Below are 22,583 nucleotides of genomic sequence, written 5' to 3'. Positions count from 1 at the left end.
CAGAAACGCCGAAAAACACACCAAAGTCGTGCATTTTCGCCGTTTTCCGCGGATCAGTTTCAAACATGTCAGTCCAGGTAGTCGCGCAGGACCTGTGAGCGCGACGGGTGGCGCAGCTTGGACATCGTCTTGGATTCGATCTGGCGGATGCGCTCACGCGTAACGCCGTAGACCTTGCCGATTTCGTCTAAAGTCTTCGGCTGGCCATCGGTCAAACCAAAGCGCATGGCGACCACGCCGGCTTCACGCTCGGACAAGGTGTCGAGCACCGAGTGCAGCTGTTCCTGCAACAAGGTGAAGGACACGGCATCGGCGGGAACAACGGCTTCGGAGTCTTCAATCAAGTCACCGAACTCCGAGTCACCGTCCTCGCCCAGGGGCGTGTGCAGGGAGATGGGCTCGCGGCCGTACTTCTGGACCTCGACAACCTTTTCCGGGGTCATGTCCAATTCCTTGGCCAATTCCTCGGGTGTGGGTTCCCGGCCCAGGTCCTGCAGCATCTGGCGCTGCACGCGGGCCAGCTTGTTGATGACCTCCACCATGTGCACCGGGATGCGGATGGTGCGTGCCTGGTCGGCCATGGCGCGGGTGATGGCCTGGCGGATCCACCAGGTGGCGTAGGTGGAGAACTTAAAGCCCTTGGTGTAGTCAAACTTCTCGACTGCACGGATGAGGCCCAGGTTGCCTTCCTGAATCAAGTCAAGGAAGAGCATGCCACGGCCGGTGTAGCGCTTGGCCAGTGAAACGACGAGGCGCAGGTTGGCTTCGAGCAAGTGGTTCTTGGCACGCTTGCCGTCATGGACGATTCGTTCAAGGTCACGCTTGAGCTGCGCATCCATCTTGGCTGAGGCGGCCTTGAGCTTTTCGACGGCGAACAGGCCGGCTTCAATGCGCAGTGCCAAGTCGACTTCCTGCTCAGCGTTAAGCAAGGCAACCTTGCCAATCTGCTTCAGGTAGTCCTTGACCGGATCAGCTGTGGCGCCGGCGGACATGACCTGCTGGACAGGGGCGTCGTCATCATCCGAGTCAGAGTAGACGAAACCTGTTCCGGTGGCAACAGGACGCTCCTTGGCGGGCTCGTCCTGATCGTCATCTTCGACAACAGTCTCCGCTGAGGAATCTTCGTCATCTTCCTTGCTCGCAGCCTTGCCACGACGGGCAGGCGCGGCCTTCTTGGCAGGAGCCTTCTTCGCGGCGGCAGCAGACGCTCCACCGGCCTCAGCCAGTGCAACCTTCTTGGCGGCGATGGTGGCAGCACGCTTCTGCGCTGGTGTCAGCGGCACATCAACTGACGATGCTGGGTCCTCGATCTCCTTGGTTTTGGAGACTTTGCTCTTGGCAGTAGCAGACACAGAAAACCTTTCTTACGGCGGTCTGTGGAGTTACCTTCGGGCAACACCACTATGACCCTGTCAAGTCCATGTTGCTTGGCGCAGCACATTTGCTTGGAGGGTCACTAGGTATAACTCCCGGTACGGCTGCGTTGTTCCCGCCGCCGTGGAAGAAAAATCTTCCGGCCCTTTTGTCCAACTCATGAAAACTGCATCAACACGGACCCAACCGGGTCTTAGCTACTAGTGTCTCACGACTTGACCTCTGCTCGTTGCCCATGAGGGCCCCTGAACACTGTGTTGTTGCCATGATCTTCACCGCACCTGCTGCGTTCCGCTGCGGCAGCGGCGGTGAGGCGAGCACCTCATGCCGCCTCATCCACGCCCTGAGGCTCGTCATCCTGCTGGCCGTGCCAGGCAGTGCCCGGGTTCTTGGCGCAGGCGGCGATGTATCCCACTGACAGCAACCGGTCCAGCAACTCGGCCAGCCGGTACCCCGGCTGCATTTGCAGGCACAGCTGGAAGTAATTTCCAGCCCACGTCCCCCGGCCCTTGCACCATTCAATCCAGCCCAGCAGGCACAGCACGGGAGCCTTGTCGGCCTCGTTCGTGGCCCCGGCCAGAAATTGCAACAGCTGCTCCGCCCGGCCGAGCCTCTGCCAGTCGGGCCCCAACAGCCCGCTGTTGTCCCCATTGGAAATCTCACCCACCAGGATGTTGCCAAAGTCGCGCGTGGCTTTCATGACCGCCTCATCACTGACGTCGGCAATGGTCGCCTGCCATCCCTCCGCCTGATTGCCGCCGTACCAATTCGCGGGGGCTTCGACGTTTCCACTGTCGGGCAGCAAGGTTCCCGTACCTGCTGCGCCGGCAAAGGCCGCGTTGGGATCCGTGGCGATGGCCACAATGACGGCATCACGGGCGGTGGATTCCCCCAAGCTGGCCAACAGAAATGCGGCCATGCCAGGGTCCGGCTTTTGCGGCCACTGGTGCAGCGCAAACTCCCACGCCCCCAACGTCACCGCCAGCTGGTGGGCGCCTGATCCCGTGAGAGACAGGGCCTCCCTGAAGCGCGCTCCGGCGACAACAACCTTGCCCGCAAATTCCTCATCCCCGACGGCGACCACCGCCTGAATCTGCTGCTGGGGACTTTCCCGCACCATGCTGCCCCGGAAGATGAACTCGGTGTTCACAAAGCTTTCCTTGATGGACGCATTGTCCTTGCCAGGCCAGGGACAGCAACTCTCGTCGGCGCACTCCATGCTGCGCCAATGCCGTGGACCCACATACCAGGCGTCACGGACCGGCAGCCGGAACTTTTCAAAGGCCCGTCGAAGCTCCTGGTACAGGACTGCCTGCGGCAGGTCCCTCGGCGCGTCCCAGTCTTCGATGCCGAAGATGGCCAGCAACGCGCCATCGGCCTCACGGTCACTGGCCAGCTGCGACGCGGCAAGGGCCGCAAAGCCGGCGACATCGTTCATGTCCTCAGGCGGCAGGTCCACACGCATGGTGGCTCGAAGGCTTTTGCCGCTCATGCCGATACACACGATGCTGCGCTCCGGCCAGTACCCCAGCATGTGGGGAATGAATGCCAGGAGATCCTCACCGGCACTGACTTTGATCTTGTCTATTTGCTTTCTCATGACTCAAGCGTGGCGCCCCACGCACCGAGAAAATAGGGCGTTTTGCCCAAACCGGCAAATCTGTGGATAACACAGGGCTGCTGCCGCATGTTTGCATTGTCTGGAGGCGTGCCGGAAACAAGCAGGAGCGTGCCGGAGGCTCGCGAACGAGCGGGCCGTGTGCCGCCGTGCGGGTCAGTGGGCGTCCCGAGCCACTTGTTCCAGCTTGCCGCGGTAGTCAGCCCACCATGCCCGGTCGCGTTCCGGAAGATTCGAGTTCCCGTTGCGCAGTCCGGCCGCGCCGTCGATGAGCTCGCGGAGAATGTCCGCGTGACCGGCATGCCGGTGCGATTCAGCAATCATGTGGATGAGGATCTGGTGCAGTGTGACATCCTGCCGGGCCGGGGCCCACCACGGCACCCGGCCAGCGGCGTCCAGGGGCAGTGCGGCGATCGTGGCATCGGTGTGTTCGCGGACCCGCCTGGACAAGGTGGTGATGGCTTCGATCGTTTCATCGGGTGCGGCCCACATGTCCGCGTTGTCATCGCCTTCTTCCTCCGACCAGGCAGGAACGGGGCCTGACGGACGGCCAAAGACATCCCCGAAATAGCCGGCCTCGGTGATCGCCACGTGTTTGAGCAGGCCCAACAGATTGGTGCCGGTAGGTGTGAGCGGGCGGCGGGCGTCATACTCGGAGAGCCCCTCCAGTTTCCACAGGATGGCCTCGCGTGCGGCGTCGAGATAACGTTGCAACACGGTTTTCAGCTCAGCTTCGGACATGTCGGAAGCCTACAGGGCAGGCAGCGGCCCGAATAGGGTCAGAGGGCGCGAGTCCCCCGACAAGGCCAATGGGGCGCTAGTTGGGAGCCGCTCGCCTCTGCCTCCGCATCTTAACAAGCTTTCCCACATCTCAGTCCTTGCGCGACTGGCGTTCCTGGTGCTGTTCCGCCCGAAATTGCCGGCGGCGGCGCTGGTTGTCCGCCAGCACGTCACGCAGCGCCGGGACCAGCTCACCGCGCTCGGCCATGGTGCGGCGCACCTTCCGGCGGGTGGCTATCACGGCAAAGACACCGATACCCAGGACAATGAATTGGAAGGAAAAAGCCACCCGGAACGCGTCAAGTGAGTACAGTCCGCCACTGAACACGCCAGCCCCGTTGAGCAGGTCGAGGATCAGGCCAATCATGTACATCGTCACCAGCGCGGCAAAGAAGCCACCTACATTCACGATCCCCGTGGCGGTGCCGATCCGGTGCGAGGGATTGAAGGTGCGTGCGAAGTCGAAGGCGATCATGGAGGCCGGTCCGCCGATGGCCAGCACCAAAACCAGCAGGACCAGCAGCCACAGCGGTGCCGGCCGCGCAGGCAGCAGCACGGCAAGCCACACGGCGATAATGGCAAAGGTTACGGCCAGCACCATGGTTGAGCGGCGCAGCGGATGCCGCCCCACCCAGCTGCCAAGAAAGGGCCCGAAAATGATCCCCACAACAACAAAGAGGCTCAGCAGCACACTGGCGGTGGCCGTGGACAGGCCCTGCCCGGAAACAAGGAATGGGTAACCCCACGTCAGGACAAAGACGGTTCCGGAGAATTGGGTGGCAAAGTGGCTCCATAAGCCCAGCCGCGTCCCCGGCTGGCGCCACGCCGTGCCCAGGTCGCTGCCGGTTTCCCTGAAGCTTCGCTTGGTGGTTGCCGACGGCGCACCCACGGGTGAATCACGGAGCAGCGACGCAGCCAGCACACAGGCCAGCACGCCCAGCGCGGCAAGCCCCAGAAAGGCCGGGCTCCACCCCGCCGAATGCAGCACGAAGGCGAAGGGGGCAATGCTGATGAGCTGGCCAAACTGCCCCAGCTGCCCGGTCAGCTGCGTCAGCACGGGAACCCTGCGGACCGGAAACCACAAGGGAATGAGCCGGATGACGGCGATGAATGTCATGGCGTCGCCGGCGCCAACAAATACCCTGCCCACCACACCGGCGGGCACAGTGGTTGCGGCCGCCAGCTGAAGTTGGCCCACGGCCATCAAGGCGGCCCCCGTGGCGATCATGATTCGCGGCCCAAACCGGTCCACCATGACACCAACAGGAATTTGCAGGCCGGCGTAGACAACCAGTTGAATGACGGTAAAGGCTGAAAGGGCCGATGCCGTGGCGTCGAAGCGTTCGGTGGCGGCCAGGCCGGCCACACCAAAGGAGGTCCGCTGGCTGATGGCAATCAGGTAGGCGAAAACGCCCACTCCCCACACTAACCAGGCACGTTTACCATTCACTCAATCAGCTTATGCCAGTTTCCGGGCCACTGTGCGGCTTGGCGTCACGGCTGGCCAGGTACGCCTCGACGGCGGCACCCAGCTCGTCGGCGTCGGGCAGTTCGTCATTGTCCCCGGCCAACAGGGAACGCCGGGCCACTCCGTCGCTGTGCTCGTCATACTGCTTTTCCAGGTTGCTGACAATGGTGGCGACCTCGGCGGAACCCTCAACCTGTTCGGTGATCTGGCGTTCCACGGCACGGCCTGCCTCGCGAAGACGTTCGCTGGGGAGCATAAGTGAGGCGGCGGCACCCAAGTATTCCAGACCGGCAACAGCGGCAGGCGGGTACTCGGCGTCGGAAAGGTAATGCGGGACATGGATGGCATAGCCGACCACGTTGCGGCCGGTCTCGGCGAGCTTGATCTCCAGCACATGGCCAATCGCGGCCGGAATCTCCATGGTGGTTTTCCAGGCGGAGATGCCGTCGATGAGGTCTGGCCGGTTTCCGTGGACGGTGGCACCGATGGGGCGGGTGTGCGGGACGGGCATCGGGACCGAATGCACCCAGGCCACCAGGTTCACGTCGAGGCGCTCAACGAGGCCCAGCACGGCGCGGGAGAACCGCTCCCATTGCAGGTCCGGCTCGCTGCCGGTCAGGTACAGAAACGGCGTGCCCAGCGCGTCAACCATGCGGTAGAGCACCAGCGAGGGTGCCCGGTAATCGCTGAGGCGGTCCTCCGTGAACGTGATGCGGGGCCGGCGCGAACGGTAGTCAATGAGCTGGTCAATATCAAAAACCGCCAGTGGCTCAGCAGATAGCTGCTCCTTGAGTTCCTTGGAAATCTGGGAGACAACCTGGCCGGCATCGGAAAATCCGGTGAAGGACATGAGCAGATTGGCACCCTGAAGTTCCTCATCGGCAATCAGCTCTTCATTGACGACGTAGAGGGATTCCGGATGGTGAAAAGGGGTGTACTCAGTAATATTCATGTTCTTCCTCGGCAGCTTACAACTCTGAACAGCACAACACCGCAAGCGCCCCGATCATTCCATGACGGCCTGATCGACGGCGGCTTGCGGTGCCCGTGGTTCGTTACGCCTTGACGTTGACCTGCACAAACGGCGGCTTGACCACGGTGACGCCCAGGCGGCGGCCGCGGATGTCAAGGGCCAGCGCATCTCCGAGCGCGATGGTCGGATCCACCAGGGCAAGTGCGACGCCGTTGCCCAAGGTGGGCGAAAATGTTCCGGAGGTTGTGTGCCCCACCACGGTGCCGCCGGCATCGAGAACATCGACACCCGCCCGCGGCACGCCACGGTCTGTGGCCAGCAACCCCACGGACTTGCGGGGTGCGCCGTCGGCCTTCTGCGCAGCGAGCGCATCCTTGCCCCAGAAGGACTCCTTCTTCCAGCCCACAGCCCAACCCACACCGGCCTCGACGGCGGTGATCCCGGTGGACAGCTCGTGTCCGTGGAGGGCGTAGCCCATTTCGGTGCGGAGGGTGTCGCGGGCGCCCAGCCCGGCGGCCCTACCGCCCGCATTCTCCACCGCCTCGGCCAGGGCGGCCCACACCACGGCCGTGTCCGCCCAGGCGGGGACAACCTCGTAGCCGATCTCGCCCGTGTAGCCGGTGCGGCATACGGTCAAGGAAATCTCCTGGCCACCGATGGTCACGGTGGTGTCCACGAAGGACATGTAGGCGGAGGGCTGCGGCAGGCCGACGGCCTCCATGACGGCGTTGGCCTGGGGCCCCTGGACGGCAAACACGCCAAATTCGTTGTGCAGGTTCAGAATTTCCAGCTCCGCACCCTCGGCGTCGCGGGCGGCGACGAGGGCGGCCACAACGGCGGTGTTGTTAGCAGCGTTGGGCATCAGGAACAGGTCATCGTCGGCACGCAGGTAGGCGATCAGGTCATCGGTGACGGTGCCTTCAGGTGTCAACGCCAGTGTGTACTGGGCACTGCCGGGAGTGATGCGGGACAGGTCGTTGGACAGGCAGCGGTTGGCAAAGGCAACGGCACCGGCCCCACGAATTTCAGCCTTGCCCAGGTGCGAGACGTCAAAGAGGCCAACCGACGTGCGAACTGCCGTGTGCTCGGCAACTACACCTCCGCCGTCGTACTGCAGCGGCATCAGCCAACCGCCAAAGTCGGCCAGCTTCGCGCCGTGGTCAACATGCCACTGATGCAGCGGTCCAAGCAGCAGTTCTTCGCTAATTTCACTCATGGCTCATACGGTACCGCAGGCAGGGCGCCCGGTTCAGCCCGGCGAACACGGCCAGCGGGCAAACGCGGCGCGATGGCGATACGATCGGAAGGCAGCTCCACCCATTTACGCCGTAACTCAAAGTGAGGACAAAATTTCAGTGAGTGCGAAAGAACCCATCAGCTTCCATGTGGTCAGTTCAGATTTGTCGAAGGTGTCCGCCGACGCCCTCGTCATCGCCGTCAGCAAGGGTGCAGACGGCCCCGTCATCCTGGACGCCCCCATCTCCCCCGCGGCACTGACGTCCCTCAAGGCGTCCCTGTCGGCCTTGGGCGTTACCGGCGCCGCCGACCAGGTGGTCCGGCTGCCGGGCCTGCCCGAGACCGGTGGCAAAATCTTGGTCCTTGCCGGCATAGGCAAGCTCAAGGACGGCACGGCCAACGACGAGGCACTGCGCCGTACCGCCGGGGCTGCCCTCCGCCAGCTCTCAGGGCTCAAGCATGTCGTCTTTGCCCTGCCGACGACGTCGGTCGCCCAGTTGGGTGCCATTGCGGAGGGTGCCGCCCTGGGTGCGTACCAGTACGCCAGCCTGCACTCGAGCACCGAGGGCAAGCTGGCCCCCGTGTCCAAGGTCACCATCCACTCCACCTTGGCCAAGGACCCTGCCCTGGCCGCCGCCCTGGAGCGTGCCGCCATCGTCGCGAAGGCCGTCAACGCCACCCGGACCCTTGTCAACGAACCCCCAAGCAAGCTGTATCCGGCAACATTTGCCGAAGCAGCGAAGGACCTTGCCAAGGGCCTGCCTGTCAAGGTCACCGTGCTGGATGAGAAGCGCCTCCTCAAGGAAGGCTGGGGCGGCATCATGGGCGTAGGCCAGGGCTCCTCGCGCCCGCCACGCATGGTCAAGCTTGAATACAAGTCCGAGCGCTCCGTCGCCAACCTTGCCTTCGTTGGCAAGGGCATCACGTTTGACTCCGGCGGCATCTCCATCAAGCCGGGCGCCGGCATGGTGACCATGAAGTGCGACATGGCCGGTGCGGGCGCCGTCCTGAACGCCGTTTTAGCTGTTGCCGCCCTGGGCCTGCCGGTAAATGTCACGGGCTGGCTGTGCATTGCCGAAAACATGCCGTCCGGCACCGCCATCCGCCCCTCCGATGTTTTGACGATGTTCGGCGGCAAGACCGTTGAGGTCTTGAACACCGACGCTGAGGGCCGCCTGGTCATGGCCGACGGCCTCGTGGCCGCCTCACAGGAATTCCCCGACGTGATCATCGACGTGGCGACCCTGACAGGCGCCCAGATGATGGCCCTCGGCAACCGCACCGGCGGTGTCATGGGTGATGAAGGCGTCAGCGCTGCACTGAAGGCGGCCGCCGACCGTTCCGGCGAACTCATTTGGCCCATGCCCCTGCCCGAAGAGCTACGCCCCTCACTGGACTCCCCCGTGGCGGACATGGCCAACATTGGCGAACGCATGGGCGGCATGATGACCGCTGCCGTGTTCCTGCAGGAGTTCATAGGCAAGGGCAAGGACGGGGAGACCATCCCCTGGGCTCACCTCGACATTGCCGGGCCCGCCTTCAACGAAGGAGCGCCCTATGGATACACGCCCAAGCAGGGCACCGGCATGTCGGTGCGCACCCTGGTGGCCTACGTCGAGGACGTTGTGGCCCGCAGCGCCTAATCCGTTTCGGGCACTGCAACGTGCGGCGCTCCAACGCACAGCAGCCGGCGCATTCCCCCGCCCGTTCACGGGCGGGGTAATGCGCCGGCTGCTTGTAGAAGTGAGTATGACCACATTCACCTTTACTGTGACAGCCGTGACGGTACAGCACGGACCAACTAACGTAAGGTAAATGCTGAAAGTATTTGTCTTTGACTTCGAAGAAGTTTGAGTGTTCCAACAGGAATCTCAGGCTTTTCTCAAAAATTGATGAGATGACGCGCCAAAATGAGCGCGTCACCCGAACGCGAGGGAGCGTCTAAGTGGCCGAACAGGCAGCTGGGCAAGAATTCGATATTTTGGTTCTCGGCGGTGGCAGCGGCGGATACGCAGCTGCACTGCGCGCAGTCCAATTGGGCATGACCGTTGGTCTCGTGGAGAAGGGCAAGTTGGGCGGCACCTGCCTGCACAACGGCTGTATCCCCACCAAGGCTCTGCTGCATGCAGCAGAAGTTGCAGACCACGCCCGTGAAGGTGCTTCCATTGGTGTAAACAGCCAGCTGAACAGCATCGACCTGGTGGGCGTCAACAAGTACAAGGACGGCATCATTGCCGGCAAGTACAAGGGCCTGCAGGGCCTCATCAAGGGCAAGGGCGTCACCGTCATCGAGGGCGAAGGCCGCTTGACCGCGGCCAACACCATCACCGTGAACGGCGTGAACTACACCGGCAAGAACATCATCCTGGCCACCGGCTCCTATTCGCGCAGCCTGCCCGGCCTGGAAATTGGCGGCAAGGTCATCACCTCCGACGAGGCACTGTCCATGGAGACCCTGCCCAAGAGCGCCATCGTGCTCGGCGGCGGCGTCATCGGCGTCGAATTTGCTTCCGTCTGGAAGTCCTTCGGCGTGGATGTGACCATCATCGAAGGCATGGCCTCACTGGTGCCCAACGAGGATGCCTCCATCATCAAGGTCCTCGAGCGCACGTTCCGCAAGCGCGGCATCAAGTTCAACACCGGCACCTTCTTCCAGGGTGTTGAGCAAAATAACGACGGCGTGAAAGCCACCCTGGTGGACGGCAAGACGTTCGAGGCGGACCTCATGCTCGTGGCTGTCGGCCGCGGCGCATTCACGGCCGGCATGGGCTTTGAAGAGGCTGGCGTCACGATTGACCGCGGCTTCGTCATCACCAACGAACGCCTGCACACCGGCGTCGGCAACATCTACGCAGTGGGCGACATCGTCCCCGGCGTGCAGCTGGCACACCGCGGCTTCCAGCAGGGCATCTTCGTCGCCGAGGAAATTGCCGGCATGAACCCCGTCATCGTTGAAGACATCAACATCCCCAAGGTCACCTTCTGTGACCCGGAGATCGCTTCGGTGGGCTTGAACGAGAAGCAGGCCAAGGAAAAGTTCGGCGACGAGAATGTCGAATCCACCGAATACAATCTGGCCGGCAACGGCAAGAGCGCCATCCTGGGCACCGGCGGCATCATCAAGTTCGTCCGCGAAAAGGACGGCCCCGTGGTGGGTGTTCACATGATCGGCAGCCACATTGGCGAGCAGATCGGTGAAGCACAGCTCATCGTGAACTGGGAAGCCTACCCGGAAGATATTGCGGGCCTGATCCACGCACACCCCACACAGAACGAAGCCCTGGGAGAAGCGGCAATGGCCTTGGCCGGACGCCCGCTCCACGGCTAGCAACAATCCTGGCTTAGTGCACCCGGCGTCCACGCCGGGTGCACTAAGCTAAAAAACAATACTTAGAATTCACAAGCTTTTCGCAGGCGATGCACAAGTGGGCATCAACAGCGAATGCAGCGCATATGAAGGAGAACGGGGACGAAATGTCTGAATCCGTGAACTTGCCCGCCTTGGGTGAAAGCGTCACTGAAGGCACCGTCACACGGTGGCTCAAGCAGGTTGGGGACCGCGTCGAAGTCGACGAGCCCTTACTGGAAGTTTCCACCGACAAGGTTGACACCGAGATCCCGTCGCCCTTCGCCGGCATCCTGGAGGAAATCCTGGTACCCGAAGATGAGACCGCAGAAGTAGGCGCCGCCTTGGCACGCATCGGCACCGGAGCTGCTGCTCCCGCCGAGGCCCCTGCCGCACCGGCAACTGTCGCCGAAGCGCCTGCTACCCCGGAGGCTGCACCTGCCCCTGTTGCCGAGGCACCCGCCGCGGCTCCGGCTGCTTCCGAGGCACCGGCCGGCGATGCGCACGAACTCGTGCTGCCCGCCCTCGGCGAGTCCGTCACCGAAGGCACCGTCACCCGCTGGCTGAAGGCTGTTGGCGACTCCATCGAGATCGACGAGCCGCTGCTTGAAGTGTCCACCGACAAGGTCGACACCGAGATCCCCTCCCCCGTGGCGGGCGTCCTGCTGGAAATCCGCGTCCCCGAGGACGAGACCGCAGAAGTGGGTGGCGTCCTGGCATTGATCGGTGCCGCCGGCTCAGCTGCCCCTGCCGCTCCGGCACCCGCGGCCGCTCCCGCACCAGTTGCAGCACCGGCACCCGCTGCACCCCCGGCCGCTCCCGCACCAGTTGCTGCTCCGGCACCCGCAGCTGCCCCGGCCGCTCCCGCACCGGTTGCAGCACCGGCTCCCGTTGCAGCCCCGGCTGCGCCGGCACCCGTTGCAGCACCCGCAGCCCCCGCCGCAGGTGCCGAGTCCAACTACGTGACCCCGTTGGTGCGCAAGCTTGCCAACCAGCAGGGCGTTGACATCGCCACCGTCACCGGCACCGGTGTTGGCGGACGCATCCGCAAGCAGGATGTTGTTGCAGCAGCAGAGGCCGCCAAGGCCGTTGCCGCACCGGCCCCCGCAGCTGCTGGCGCTTCGGCACCCAAGGCCGCTCCCGCCGTCGTCCCGTCTTCATTGCGCGGCACCACGGTCAAGGCACCCCGCATCCGCCAGGTCATCGCCCGCCGCATGCGCGAGTCGCTGGAAGCCTCCACGCAGCTCACGCAGGTACACGAGATCGACATGACGCGCATCGTCAAGCTGCGCAACCAGGCTAAGGGACCGTTCCAGGCTGTCAACGGCACCAAGCTGACGTTCCTGCCGTTCATTGCCAAGGCTGTGACCGAGGCGCTCAAGCAGCACCCCAAGGTCAATGGTGAGTACAACGAGGAAACTCAGGAAATCACCTACCACAACGCCGAGCACCTCGCGATTGCCGTGGACACCGACAAGGGCCTGCTGGTTCCCGTCATCTCCAACGCGGGCGATCTGAACCTGGCCGGCCTGGCCGGCAAGATTGCCGATGTTGCCTCACGCACCCGCAGCGGCAAGATCGGTCCGGACGAGCTCTCCGGCGGCACGTTCTCCATCACGAACATCGGCTCCGTCGGCGCCCTGTTCGACACCCCCATCATCAACCAGCCCAACGTTGCCATCCTGGGCACCGGCGCGATCGTCAAGCGCGCAGTGGTTGTTGCTGACGCTGACGGCGATGACACCATCGCCATCCGTCACATGATGTACCTGTGCCTGACGTACGACCACCGCCTGGTGGACGGCGCGGACGCCGGCCGCTTCCTGCAGACCTTGAAGGTCCGCCTGGAAGATGGCGCGTTTGAGGCTGATCTGGGCCTGTAACACCCTGATGTTCGACGGCGGCCGGCGGCTTGGATTTTTCAAGTCGCCGGCCGTCGTTGTTCTCTCAGGCGGTGTTGTCTGCCTGTCATGTTTTTTGCCGCCCTGTCATATTTGCCACATAAGGCAGCCCTTGATAGACACTGTGTCAGTAAATTGCATAAGCTGGGGTCATGGACTTTTTACGCTTAGTGCTCGTGTTTTTGCATATTCTCGGTGCCGCTGCGATCGTTGGCGGTTGGCTCGCTGCGTTCAAGACGCCGACCGTGACTCAGTGGCAGTGGATTGGGGCGTTGACGCAGCTCATCACCGGAATTTTGCTGGTTGGCCTGGCCTCCATGGGAGATGGTGATGGCCCCAACAACACGAAGGTGGCCGTCAAGCTGATCATCGCCCTTGTTGTTGCTGTGGCAGCCTTCATTGGCCGCCGCAAGGCCAAGAACAACGAGGTTGTTCCGAAGGGCCTGGCCCACGCGGTCGGCGGCATGGCGCTGATCAACATCGGTGTAGCCGTTTTCTGGGTCTAATTCCCCCGAGCTGCAGGGCCTAACGGCGCTGTGTCCGCTTGACAGCACGTTTCCCGCGTTTTGGGTGGTTACTCAACCACCGACACGCGGGGACCGTGCTGTTTTGCGTTAACCGGTCCACTTTCGGGCGCCAGGAGCCTGGCACAACGCCCCATTCCTGGGTCAACTTCGAAAATGACGGCGAGAACGGGGCCCAGCAGCACGCCCCCGAAGCCGGCACTTTGAGGCCCGTGGCAACCCTGCAAGGGCTTCATCCCGCGCCAGCTCAGTCGAAGCACACCGGCCTGAGGCGGGCAGCGATGTAAGGCCACCCCACGCCGTCGTACTTGAGATGAAGGTGCTCTCAGGTGACTAGCCGCTAACCGTGGTCTGGGGCGATGCAGAACTCGTTGCCATCGGGATCCGCCAGCACCACCCAGCGAAAGTCGGGGAAGGTGTGCTCCTCGAGGCGGGTGGCACCGAGCGAAATGGCCCGCGCCACTTCGGTGTCCACGTCATCGGTTGCAAAGTCCATGTGCAGGCGGCGCGGCCCTTCAGATGGATACATGACTTCCTGCAGCGCAATGCGAGGTCCGCCATGCACCGCCTTCAACCAGGTGAATCCCGGCGCAGTGGACTCCACTTCGGTGCACATAAACGCGGTCCAAAAGTTTGCCAAAGTGGCCGGATTTTCGGTATTGATGACTATCGTGGCGAGCCTGATCATGTGCCCAGTGTAAATGGTGCCCGGGGATGCCGGTCAAGGCATAGGGTGGAGATACCTGCCCCGTGAAAACTCTCCGGGGCAAGGATGAAAGCAATCTTCATGAGGAGTGAACATGGCAACAACTCGCAACGCCCATGCAGGCTGGGTCGGAGACCTTCCAACAGGTGCCGGTCAGGTCACCTTGGACAGCTCTGAACTTGGCACCTTTGACATCACCTGGAAGGCTCGCACCGAGACCGCCGAAGGCAAGACCAGCCCCGAAGAGCTCATCGCAGCAGCGCACTCTTCATGCTTCGCCATGGCCTTCTCCCACGAACTGGCCGGCGCCGGCCACGCTGCCGAATACGTCAACACCAGCGCCGCAGTCACGTTCGTGCCCGGCACCGGCATCACCGGCAGCCACCTGACACTGGCTGCCAAGATTCCCGGCATCAGCCAGGAGGACTTCGAGACGATCGCCAATGCTGCAAAGGCCGGTTGCCCGGTTTCGGCAGCACTTGCCGGCGTTGAAATCACACTCGAGGCAACGCTGGAGGCATAGTCCCCACCTCCGCCCCGACGGGAGGTCGCAAGCGATCTCCCGTCGGGGCCCTTGGAGTTATGGGCCCACCCAACCGCTGGTGAGCGTGGGACCTCCCTCTCGCTAGACAGGCCGCGCGGGCTGGTGGCACGGAACTTGTCCGTGCCACCAGGCCACGCGGCTTTCTGCTTTATTGCGTGCCGGTTGATTGGATCTGCTGAATCCGCCACCGGACACCGATATTGGCCATGACAATCTCCAGTTCCTGAACCTGTTCCTCACTTTGGTGATGGACCAGCACCCCGGCCTGATCCTGTTCCGCGAAGGCACTGGTTGTAATGGTGGCCTGCACCGTAGCGGTGGCACCGGCCGTGGGCAGTGCACCTCCCTGGGACCGCGTTCCGGCAGAACTGGTGCCGGATGCGGTCAGACTGCTTGTAGTGCTCGCCTGCGATACTTTCATCTCCAGGCCCGTCAGGGTGTGGGCGCGGTCCACGAGTTCCTGCACGATAGTGCTGTCTGCTCCGAGCGCTGCGGATCCCGGGGCGTTGACCATGTCGATGAGTGCCTGGTTGGCATTGGACAGGGCGTAGCTGCGAACCCAGGCCAAGGCATGCAGTGCAGCCACCGGCTCCACTGCGGTGAGGCCCCGCTGAATTTCTGCCGGCAGCCCCGCCGCCCAGGCCATGTCTGCTTCCACAGCGGGCACACCGTGAGATTCCGTGGCCGTTCCCTGTGGGGTCTCGCCGGAACCGAACCCTGCCCAGCTTCCGCCAAACACCATCGCCGCCACCAGCACCGCTGCCACCACCGCTGTGGAGCCGGCGGCAAGGATGGCAATGGCGATTCTCTTGCCGCCACGGCCGGCCCGACCGGCACGACCGGCACGACCGGCAGGCTGTGGCCCGCTGGCCCACAAATGCGCCAGCCTTCCGGGTTGGCGGGGTGCGAAGTAGTTTGGCAGCCGCCACCACCCACCTCGGGCGGGCTCTTGCCGCCGTCGTGCCTGTCGGAGAAGCGCCTGTCGGGGATGTGCCTCATGGGCACGGACCCGACGGCGCCACGACCGCCGGATCTTGCGGCCACCCCGACCGACAGGGGCATGCCGGGTTGGCAGTTGGGGCACGATGCTTGGGTGGACAGCGTTCCCCAACGCCAGCGCCTCTGCCGGGGAGCTGCGAAAGACCGCTTGGGCGAAGGCTGCCGCGGAGGGCCGTTGGGCCGGGTTTTCATTGAGCCCGGCCTCCAGGGCGGCGACCAGCTCAGCGGGCACGTCCCTGGCAAAAGTCCCAAGGGGCAGTCGCTCGCGCGTGGGTGGGGCGGTCCGTCCTGTCAGGGCGAACCACCCGATGGCGGCCAAGGCGAACACGTCCGCTGCCTCGTCACGCGAGGCGTCCTGGGGGCAGTGGAATCCGGGCGTCCCTGTGGGCGCGCCCGCCTCCTGTCCAAGTAGTCGGCCGAAACCAAAGTCGGCCAGATATGGCTTCCCGGCGGCGCTGAGCAAAATATTTCCGGGTGAAATGTCCCCATGGATGGCGCCTCGCCCGTGCAGGAACGCCAAAACCTGCCCCATGGGCGTGAGCACGGTGACGGTCTCCCCCACCGTGAGAGGCCCCCTGGCCTGGATGATCTGGCTCAGGGAACCGCCGGCGGCAAAGTCCATGAGGAGCACCTGCCCGCCGTTGGAATCCTGCACGAGCCGGTGCACGGCGATAAGGTGCTCGTGCCGAAACTGTGTCAGCACCCGCCATTCGTGTGTGATCTGAGTTTCATTGTGACGTGCCGCTACGGTGTTCATGTCGTCTGGGCCGGCACCTGCTGGAGGTGCCAAAAACTTGGCCGCGACCGGCGACGAACCATTGTGCGGGCCCATCAACCAAACCTGGCCCTGGGCGCCGCTTCCCAAGCAGCGCACAGCATCGTAGCCGGGGATGTCCGGAGGCCGGTCCGGCAGCGCCTGCGAGTCAAAAGTCTCCATATATAAGTAGTAGACCTGTTTGGACTTTTCCGCTTGAAGTTATCCACAGGCTGCACGGGCGGCGGTCAATTCTGATTTAGGCGAAAATGCATCATCCCCTAAAGTGTTCCCTATGAGTCTTCAGTTTTCAGAGCTCGGATTTGAACCCAATTTCATCGACTACATCGGCGCCTGGGAACAACAGCGCGAACGCCATGCTGCTGTTGTTTCCGGCGCCGCACCCAACTCTGTGCTGCTGCTGGAACACGCCGCTGTGTACACGGCCGGTAAACGCACGGAAGAGCATGAACGCCCCTTCGACGGAACACCCGTCGTCAATGTTGACCGCGGCGGCAAGCTGACATGGCACGGCCCCGGCCAGCTGGTCATGTACCCCATCGTACGTTTGTCGGATGCCCACAGCATCAGGGCCTATGTACACGCCCTCGAAGACATCATCATCGAGGTGCTGGCCCATTTTGGCGTCGACGGCGTACGCGTCGACGGCCGGGCAGGCATCTGGCTGTTGGCGGATGCCAAGGGTGGGGACCGCAAGATTGCCGCCATCGGCATCAGGGTCCACGACGGCGTGACGATGCACGGTATCGCCATCAACGCCAACAACAGCCTGGCCCCCTACACCCAAATTATTGCGTGCGGCATCCAAGATGCGGGCACCACGACCTTGGCGGCCGAGACGGGCCGCGACATCACCCCCCGGGAACTGTTGCCGGTGCTCAAAGAAGCCACCCAGAAGTTCCTTGTACCCCTGATCACCGACATTCAGCCTGAAGAGGCAACAACCACCGGTGCCGTTGATACGGGCCGGTCAGAAGGAGCACTGCTGTGACGTTGGCACCTGAAGGACGCAAGCTGCTGCGCATTGAACAGCGCAACGCGGCCGTCCCCGTTGAGCGCAAGCCCGACTGGATGAAGACCAAGGTTTCCATGGGCCCCGAATACATCGCCATGAAAAACCTGGTCAAGGGCCAAGGCCTGCACACCGTGTGCGAAGAGGCCGGTTGCCCGAACATTTTCGAGTGCTGGGAAGACCGTGAGGCCACGTTCCTCATTGGTGGTTCCGAGTGCACCCGCCGCTGTGACTTCTGCCAGATCGATACGGGCAAGCCGTCACCGATCGACAGGTTTGAGCCCACCAAGGTGGCCCGCTCCGTCGTGAAGATGAACCTGCGCTACGCCACCGTCACGGGTGTGGCCCGCGATGACCTCGCCGACGAGGGTGTCTGGCTTTATGCCGAGACGGTGCGCAAGATTCACGAGCTCAACCCGAACACCGGCGTGGAGTTGTTGATCCCCGACTTCTCCGGCAGACCCGAGCACATCACGGCCATCTGCGAGTCCAAGCCGGAAGTGTTCGCCCACAACGTGGAGACGGTGCCGCGGATCTTCAAGCGCATCCGCCCCGCCTTCCGCTACGACCGCTCCCTGGATGTCCTGACCCAGGGCCGCGATGCGGGCATGGTCACCAAGTCCAACCTGATCCTGGGCATGGGTGAGACCCGTGAGGAAATCTCGACCGCCCTGCAGGACCTGCACGACGCCGGGACCGACCTGATCACGATCACCCAGTACCTGCGCCCCTCCGAACGCCACCTGCCGGTGGACCGCTGGGTCAAGCCGCAAGAATTCCTGGACATCTCCCAAGAAGCAGAGCAAATTGGTTTCCTGGGCGTCATGTCCGGACCGTTGGTGCGCTCTTCCTACCGGGCCGGGCGCCTCTGGGCCACGGCCATGCGCAAGAAGGGCCGCGACATCCCCGAACACCTCGCCCACATCGCCGACGGCATCGAGGATTCCGGCTTCACCCGCCAGGAAGCCGCCTCCCTGCTCGCCGCACAATAATTTCACCCAAACCCGCTAGAATTGAATCACTATGGCCAAAACTGACTCCACATCCAGCAACGCTGACGAGACCAAGCGTTCCCTTTTCGCGCGCAAGCCCAAAGCTGACAAGCCGAAGAAAAACAAAAAGCCCAGCCGCATCAAGCAGATGGTGGACATCTTCAAGATGACCCGCAAGTCTGACCCGATGATCACCTGGCTGATGATCGGCGCCTTCCTGCTGCCCATCGCCGTGGGCCTGGGCATCGGGTTCTGGCTGGACAACTGGATCACCGGCCTGATGGTCGGCATCCCCCTGGGTTTGCTGTGTGCACTGTTGATCATGTCCCGCCGGGCCGAGCGTGCCGCCTACGCCCAGATTGAGGGCAAGGCAGGTGCCGCCGGTGCCGCACTGAGCTCGCTGAAGAAGGGCTGGATCTTTGACGAGCAGCCCGCCTCGGTGAACCCGCGCACGCAGGATGTGGTGTTCCGCGCCATCGGCAAGCCGGGCATCGTCCTGGTCACCGAGGGTCCTTCCACCCGGGTCAAGGGCCTGGTTGATGCCGAACGACGTCGTTTGAACAGGATTCTGCCCAACGTCACCGTCACCGTGTTGGAAACCGGCAAGGGTGAGGGGCAGGTCCCGATCGCCAAGGTCACCAAGAAGATGGGCAAGCTCAAGAAGGAACTGACCAAGGTTGAGGTCAGTGCCGTCAACAAGCGCATCACCTCGATGGGCAACAAGCTGCCCATCCCCAAGGGCATCGATCCTTACAAGGCGCGCCCCGACCGCAAGGCTTCACGCGGACGCTAGAACTTTCTTACACATGATGCCCGGTGGGATTCTTCCCGCCGGGCATCATTGGTTTAAGGCCTGGTACGGCTTCGATGACTACTTCGGCGGGTGTTGAGGGAATCGGCCCGTGCCAGGCCACCCGCTTTTTGTGCAAACACCCGCCGAATCCGCATGGCGACGTCACGGACGAAGGTGGCCAGCGCTGGCCCAGGCGGGCACAGCGTAAACCACGCCGTCGAGCAGGCCGTGAGGGCCGCCGTCGGACTTCACCAGCTAAACCACCAGAGGAACAGCAGCAGCTGCGCCTCGACCCTGAAATTCACCGTCTGGCTTAAACAATCGTCTGGATTAAACAGCAGCACCCCCGGCGGACCAGGGGCACAATGCAGGACGGGTTTGCGGTTAGCGGCGGATCAGGATCGACTTGATGGCCCTGTCGTGGAGGCCGCGGTGGTCGGCGTCGACGATGATGACCGGGATCACCAGGCAGAGCAGCACGGCGCGGATCACGCCGTCGAGCAGGCTGGGCTGGCGGCCGTCGAGCCGCACCACCTCGATGCCCATGATCCGGTGGCCCACGCTGTAGCCGAGCAGGCCCACCAGGAGCATTTGCTCGGCGGCAAAGATGGCAAGGATGGCGTTCGGGTTGGCGTCAAAAAAGGCGATCGCGATCAGGTACGACAGGCCCCAGTCGATGCAGATGGCAAGGATGCGCCGGCCGGCTCGGGCCATGGATCCGCGGCCGGATTCGGGCTGACCCAAACGCTCGCCCGGAAATTTGGATATATTGGAAGTGTCCGGGCCGCTGAGCCAAGAACCGATGTCTTTACGATTTACCACCCCTCCAGCCTACCGGTGTCCGCCCTACCCGGCGGAACCTGGGAAAACTGGAGACTTGTAACGTGCCGGAAACATTTCCGACATGGTGAAGTAATGGCCCTGTTCTAAGCTTGTGTTCGTTGCACAGGCACCATGGCCGCACCCGAGCCGGCAAAATTCCCCAGCGCCAAGGAGCGTAGATGTTCAAGAACGCGGAAGAAGTCCTCCAGTTCATCAAAGACGAAGACATTAAGTTCGTCGATATTCGATTCACCGATCTCCCCGGCGTCCAGCAGCACTTCAATGTGCCCGCCAAGACCGTTGACCTTGACTTCTTTGTCAACGGCCAACTGTTTGACGGCTCCTCCATCCGCGGCTTCCAGGGCATCGCCGAATCAGACATGCAGCTGATACCGGATCCCAAGACCGCTTTCGTTGACACGTTCCGCCTGGAGAAGACACTGGCGTTGAACTTTTCGATTGTGAACCCGCGCACGGGCGATCCGTACCACCGTGACCCGCGCGGCGTGGCCGAAAAGGCCGAGGCCTACCTGGAGTCAACAGGCATTGCCGACACCGCGTTCTTTGGTGCCGAAGCCGAGTTCTTTGTCTTTGACAACGTCCAGTACGAGTCCTCCGCGAAGGGTTCCTTCTACAAGATCGACTCCGAAGAGGCGTACTGGAACACGGGCCGCAAGGAAGAAGGTGGCAACCTCGGCTACAAGACCCCCCAGAAGGGTGGCTACTTCCCCGTTGCCCCGATCGACCACCAGGCTGACCTGCGCGATGCGATGTGCCTTGAAATGGATGCGGCCGGCCTTGAGGTTGAGCGCTCCCACCATGAAGTTGGCGCCGCCGGCCAGGCCGAGATCAACTACAAATTCAACACCCTGGTCCACGCTGCCGATGACCTGCAGAAGTTCAAGTACGTCGTCAAGAACACCGCCTGGGCCTGGGGCAAATCCGTCACGTTCATGCCCAAGCCCGTCTTTGGCGACAACGGATCCGGCATGCACTGCCACCAGTCGCTGTGGAGCAACGGCGACCCGCTGTTCTACGACGAGAAGGGCTACGCCGGCCTGTCCGACATGGCCCGCTGGTACATTGGCGGCCTCCTCAAGCACGCCGACGCCGTCCTGGCCTTCACCAACCCCACCGTGAACTCGTACCGCCGCCTCGTCAAGGGCTTCGAAGCCCCGGTCAACATGGTTTACTCGCAGGGCAACCGCTCCGCCGGCATCCGCATCCCGATCACGGGCTCCAACCCGAAGGCCAAGCGCCTCGAGTTCCGTGCACCGGACCCCTCCTCCAACCCTTACCTGGCCTTCTCCGCCCAGCTGATGGCCGGCCTTGACGGCATCAAGAACCGGATCGAACCACCGGCACCCATCGACAAGGACCTGTACGAGCTGCCCCCGGAGGAAGCCAAGGACATCCCCAAGGCCCCCGAGTCGCTCGAAGAGGCCCTGATTGCACTGGAGAACGACAACGACTTCCTCCAGGCCGGCGGGGTCTTCACCCAGGACCTGATCGACACCTGGATCGACTACAAGCGCGAATACGAGATCAAGCCGCTGCAGCTGCGCCCGAACCCGTATGAGTTTGAGCTCTACTACGGCTGCTAGCTAGAACACGCGGCGAAACTGGGGTCAGTCCGCAACCAGTCCGCAAGCGTTTTATCTTGATGCAATAAAGAAGGACCGGAACGCAATGTTCCGGTCCTTCTTTTCCTTGCCCGGAATGTCATGTCCCAGACTTCTCGCCCTGTCCGCTGAGGGACTGTTTGCGGGCAGCGAGGACGCCGGCCACGGCTGTCCGCGAGGCTTCGTCTTTGTCCGGCCACATGTGGCTGTACGTGTCCAGAGTCGTCTTGGCTGATGCGTGCCGCAGCCTCGCTTGGACAACCTTCACATCGAGCCCCTCGGAGATGAGCAGTGACGCGAAGTAGTGGCGGAGGTCGTGGAAGCGGAAACCCTCAGGTAGTCCATCGATCATCACTCGAGCTTCACGGAATCGCGTTTCAAACGTGTAGGGTGCCATCGGCCTGCCGTGTTCAGCCGCAATGATCGTTTCGGCGCCGAGGATCGAAGGGTTGCGATTCAGCATCACAGCCAGTTCCTGTGGGATGGGGACAGGCGTCTTTGACGTCTCGGACTTGAGCGGCTCTTCCGGGTATTGGATGGCGGGTGAGATGACGCCTCGCATGAAGTCCACATCTTCAACCCGGAGCGCGACTGCCTCTGCAACGCGGAGTCCGGCGAACGCACCCAGGAGGATGCCCGGCCGAGTCCATGCGTCCATAGCGTCAAAGAGCGCCCACACTTGCTCCGTGGTGGCCACGTAGGGGCGTTGCTTTCCCATTGGCGGCGACGTGCGCCTACTTAGTGGCGACTTGGGTAGAAGGCCGTCGTGAACTGCATCGGAATAGATGTGCGACAGTCGGGCATGCAGTGCGTAGATGGTGGAGTCTGCAAGACCTTCGGCCTTGAGTCTCGCCGTCCAGGCTTTCACCTCGGATGGGCGCACACTACTCAACACCCGATTCCCGAATGCTGCCTCAATGCGCTTCACATGGGTTCGCGCCTGCCGCACTGACGATGGGCGGTTGTTCGCGTATCCCTTCAGCCATATGTCACACCACTCCCCCACTGTCAGCTTCGCGTTCTTCGGATCAACATAGGTGCCGGCGACCATCGACGCGGTGACTTCATCCAACCACTCTTGCGCACTCATCTCGCCAG

Annotated in this window: 19 protein-coding genes; 9 read left to right on the top strand and 10 right to left on the bottom strand. The window is 62.8% G+C overall.

Annotated features, from left to right (window positions below):
* Positions 1 to 68 precede the first annotated feature (68 nt).
* The 6 genes from art_RS01055 to gcvT form a co-directional block, all read right to left on the bottom strand.
* Positions 69 to 1,352 carry an RNA polymerase sigma factor gene (locus tag art_RS01055; RefSeq protein ID WP_301537947.1) on the bottom strand — a complete coding sequence of 428 codons (1,284 nt, stop codon included), beginning with the start codon at positions 1,350 to 1,352 and terminating at the stop codon, positions 69 to 71.
* Positions 1,353 to 1,696: 344 nt separating this feature from the next.
* A complete protein-coding gene (locus art_RS01050) occupies positions 1,697 to 2,974 on the bottom strand; it encodes a DUF4192 domain-containing protein (RefSeq protein WP_038461982.1) in 1,278 nt (425 codons plus the stop codon).
* A 174-nt stretch (positions 2,975 to 3,148) separates the two neighbouring features.
* Complete coding sequence (locus art_RS01045) at positions 3,149 to 3,733, bottom strand: DinB family protein (protein WP_038461981.1); 585 nt, start codon at positions 3,731 to 3,733, stop codon at positions 3,149 to 3,151.
* A gap of 130 nt (positions 3,734 to 3,863) precedes the next feature.
* Positions 3,864 to 5,222 (bottom strand): nitrate/nitrite transporter, encoded by a 1,359-nt coding sequence (locus tag art_RS01040; RefSeq protein WP_038461980.1) that lies wholly within the window; start codon positions 5,220 to 5,222, stop codon positions 3,864 to 3,866.
* A gap of 4 nt (positions 5,223 to 5,226) precedes the next feature.
* Positions 5,227 to 6,192 (bottom strand): proteasome assembly chaperone family protein, encoded by a 966-nt coding sequence (locus tag art_RS01035; protein ID WP_038461979.1) that lies wholly within the window; start codon positions 6,190 to 6,192, stop codon positions 5,227 to 5,229.
* 103 nt (positions 6,193 to 6,295) lie between these two features.
* Positions 6,296 to 7,429 carry a glycine cleavage system aminomethyltransferase GcvT gene (gene gcvT, locus art_RS01030; RefSeq protein WP_038461977.1) on the bottom strand — a complete coding sequence of 378 codons (1,134 nt, stop codon included), beginning with the start codon at positions 7,427 to 7,429 and terminating at the stop codon, positions 6,296 to 6,298.
* Positions 7,430 to 7,568: 139 nt separating this feature from the next.
* Here gcvT and art_RS01025 point away from each other — a divergent pair, with 139 nt between their 5' ends.
* The 4 genes from art_RS01025 (at position 7,569) to art_RS01010 (ending at position 13,202) form a co-directional block, all read left to right on the top strand.
* Positions 7,569 to 9,092, top strand: coding sequence for a leucyl aminopeptidase (locus art_RS01025; RefSeq protein WP_038461975.1), 1,524 nt, complete (start codon positions 7,569 to 7,571; stop codon positions 9,090 to 9,092).
* A gap of 302 nt (positions 9,093 to 9,394) precedes the next feature.
* A complete protein-coding gene (lpdA, locus tag art_RS01020; protein ID WP_038461973.1) occupies positions 9,395 to 10,777 on the top strand; it encodes a dihydrolipoyl dehydrogenase in 1,383 nt (460 codons plus the stop codon).
* Positions 10,778 to 10,923: 146 nt separating this feature from the next.
* Positions 10,924 to 12,678, top strand: coding sequence for a 2-oxoglutarate dehydrogenase, E2 component, dihydrolipoamide succinyltransferase (gene sucB / locus art_RS01015; RefSeq protein ID WP_038468132.1), 1,755 nt, complete (start codon positions 10,924 to 10,926; stop codon positions 12,676 to 12,678).
* Positions 12,679 to 12,848: 170 nt separating this feature from the next.
* A complete protein-coding gene (locus art_RS01010; protein ID WP_038461971.1) occupies positions 12,849 to 13,202 on the top strand; it encodes a hypothetical protein in 354 nt (117 codons plus the stop codon).
* Positions 13,203 to 13,560: 358 nt separating this feature from the next.
* On the opposite strand, the gene art_RS01005 is transcribed toward art_RS01010, so the two are convergent.
* A complete protein-coding gene (locus tag art_RS01005) occupies positions 13,561 to 13,908 on the bottom strand; it encodes a VOC family protein (protein ID WP_038461969.1) in 348 nt (115 codons plus the stop codon).
* 112 nt (positions 13,909 to 14,020) lie between these two features.
* Between art_RS01005 and art_RS01000 the strand changes: the two genes are divergently transcribed.
* Complete coding sequence (locus art_RS01000) at positions 14,021 to 14,449, top strand: OsmC family peroxiredoxin (protein ID WP_038461967.1); 429 nt, start codon at positions 14,021 to 14,023, stop codon at positions 14,447 to 14,449.
* Between the two features lie 169 nt (positions 14,450 to 14,618).
* On the opposite strand, the gene art_RS00995 is transcribed toward art_RS01000, so the two are convergent.
* The gene (locus tag art_RS00995) at positions 14,619 to 16,406 is read right to left on the bottom strand and encodes a serine/threonine-protein kinase (RefSeq protein WP_038461965.1); all 1,788 of its coding nucleotides are present in this window, start codon (positions 16,404 to 16,406) and stop codon (positions 14,619 to 14,621) included.
* A gap of 112 nt (positions 16,407 to 16,518) precedes the next feature.
* Here art_RS00995 and lipB point away from each other — a divergent pair, with 112 nt between their 5' ends.
* The 3 genes from lipB to art_RS00980 are packed head-to-tail and all read left to right on the top strand — an operon-like array spanning position 16,519 to position 19,041.
* Positions 16,519 to 17,235 carry a lipoyl(octanoyl) transferase LipB gene (gene lipB / locus art_RS00990; RefSeq protein WP_038461964.1) on the top strand — a complete coding sequence of 239 codons (717 nt, stop codon included), beginning with the start codon at positions 16,519 to 16,521 and terminating at the stop codon, positions 17,233 to 17,235.
* A complete protein-coding gene (gene lipA / locus art_RS00985) occupies positions 17,232 to 18,248 on the top strand; it encodes a lipoyl synthase (RefSeq protein ID WP_038461963.1) in 1,017 nt (338 codons plus the stop codon). Before lipB ends, lipA begins: the two co-directional genes overlap by 4 nt.
* Before the next feature lie 31 nt (positions 18,249 to 18,279).
* Positions 18,280 to 19,041: a DUF4191 domain-containing protein gene (locus art_RS00980; RefSeq protein WP_038461961.1), complete on the top strand. Its 762-nt coding sequence runs from the start codon at positions 18,280 to 18,282 to the stop codon at positions 19,039 to 19,041.
* Between the two features lie 384 nt (positions 19,042 to 19,425).
* On the opposite strand, the gene art_RS00975 is transcribed toward art_RS00980, so the two are convergent.
* A complete protein-coding gene (locus tag art_RS00975; protein ID WP_038461959.1) occupies positions 19,426 to 19,863 on the bottom strand; it encodes an RDD family protein in 438 nt (145 codons plus the stop codon).
* 179 nt (positions 19,864 to 20,042) lie between these two features.
* Between art_RS00975 and glnA the strand changes: the two genes are divergently transcribed.
* Positions 20,043 to 21,467 carry a type I glutamate--ammonia ligase gene (gene glnA / locus art_RS00970; RefSeq protein ID WP_038461957.1) on the top strand — a complete coding sequence of 475 codons (1,425 nt, stop codon included), beginning with the start codon at positions 20,043 to 20,045 and terminating at the stop codon, positions 21,465 to 21,467.
* 118 nt (positions 21,468 to 21,585) lie between these two features.
* Here the strand turns inward: glnA and art_RS00965 are convergent, their stop codons facing one another.
* On the bottom strand, positions 21,586 to 22,575 hold the full coding sequence (locus art_RS00965; protein WP_253901428.1) for a site-specific integrase: 990 nt from the start codon (positions 22,573 to 22,575) through the stop codon (positions 21,586 to 21,588).
* Positions 22,576 to 22,583: the final 8 nt, after the last annotated feature.

Origin of the sequence: Arthrobacter sp. PAMC 25486 (genome assembly GCF_000785535.1) — a bacterium.
Taxonomy (GTDB): Bacteria; Actinomycetota; Actinomycetes; order Actinomycetales; family Micrococcaceae; genus Specibacter.
Note: the sequence above shows the minus strand (reverse complement) of the source record. Positions and strands in the feature narration are given on the sequence as shown.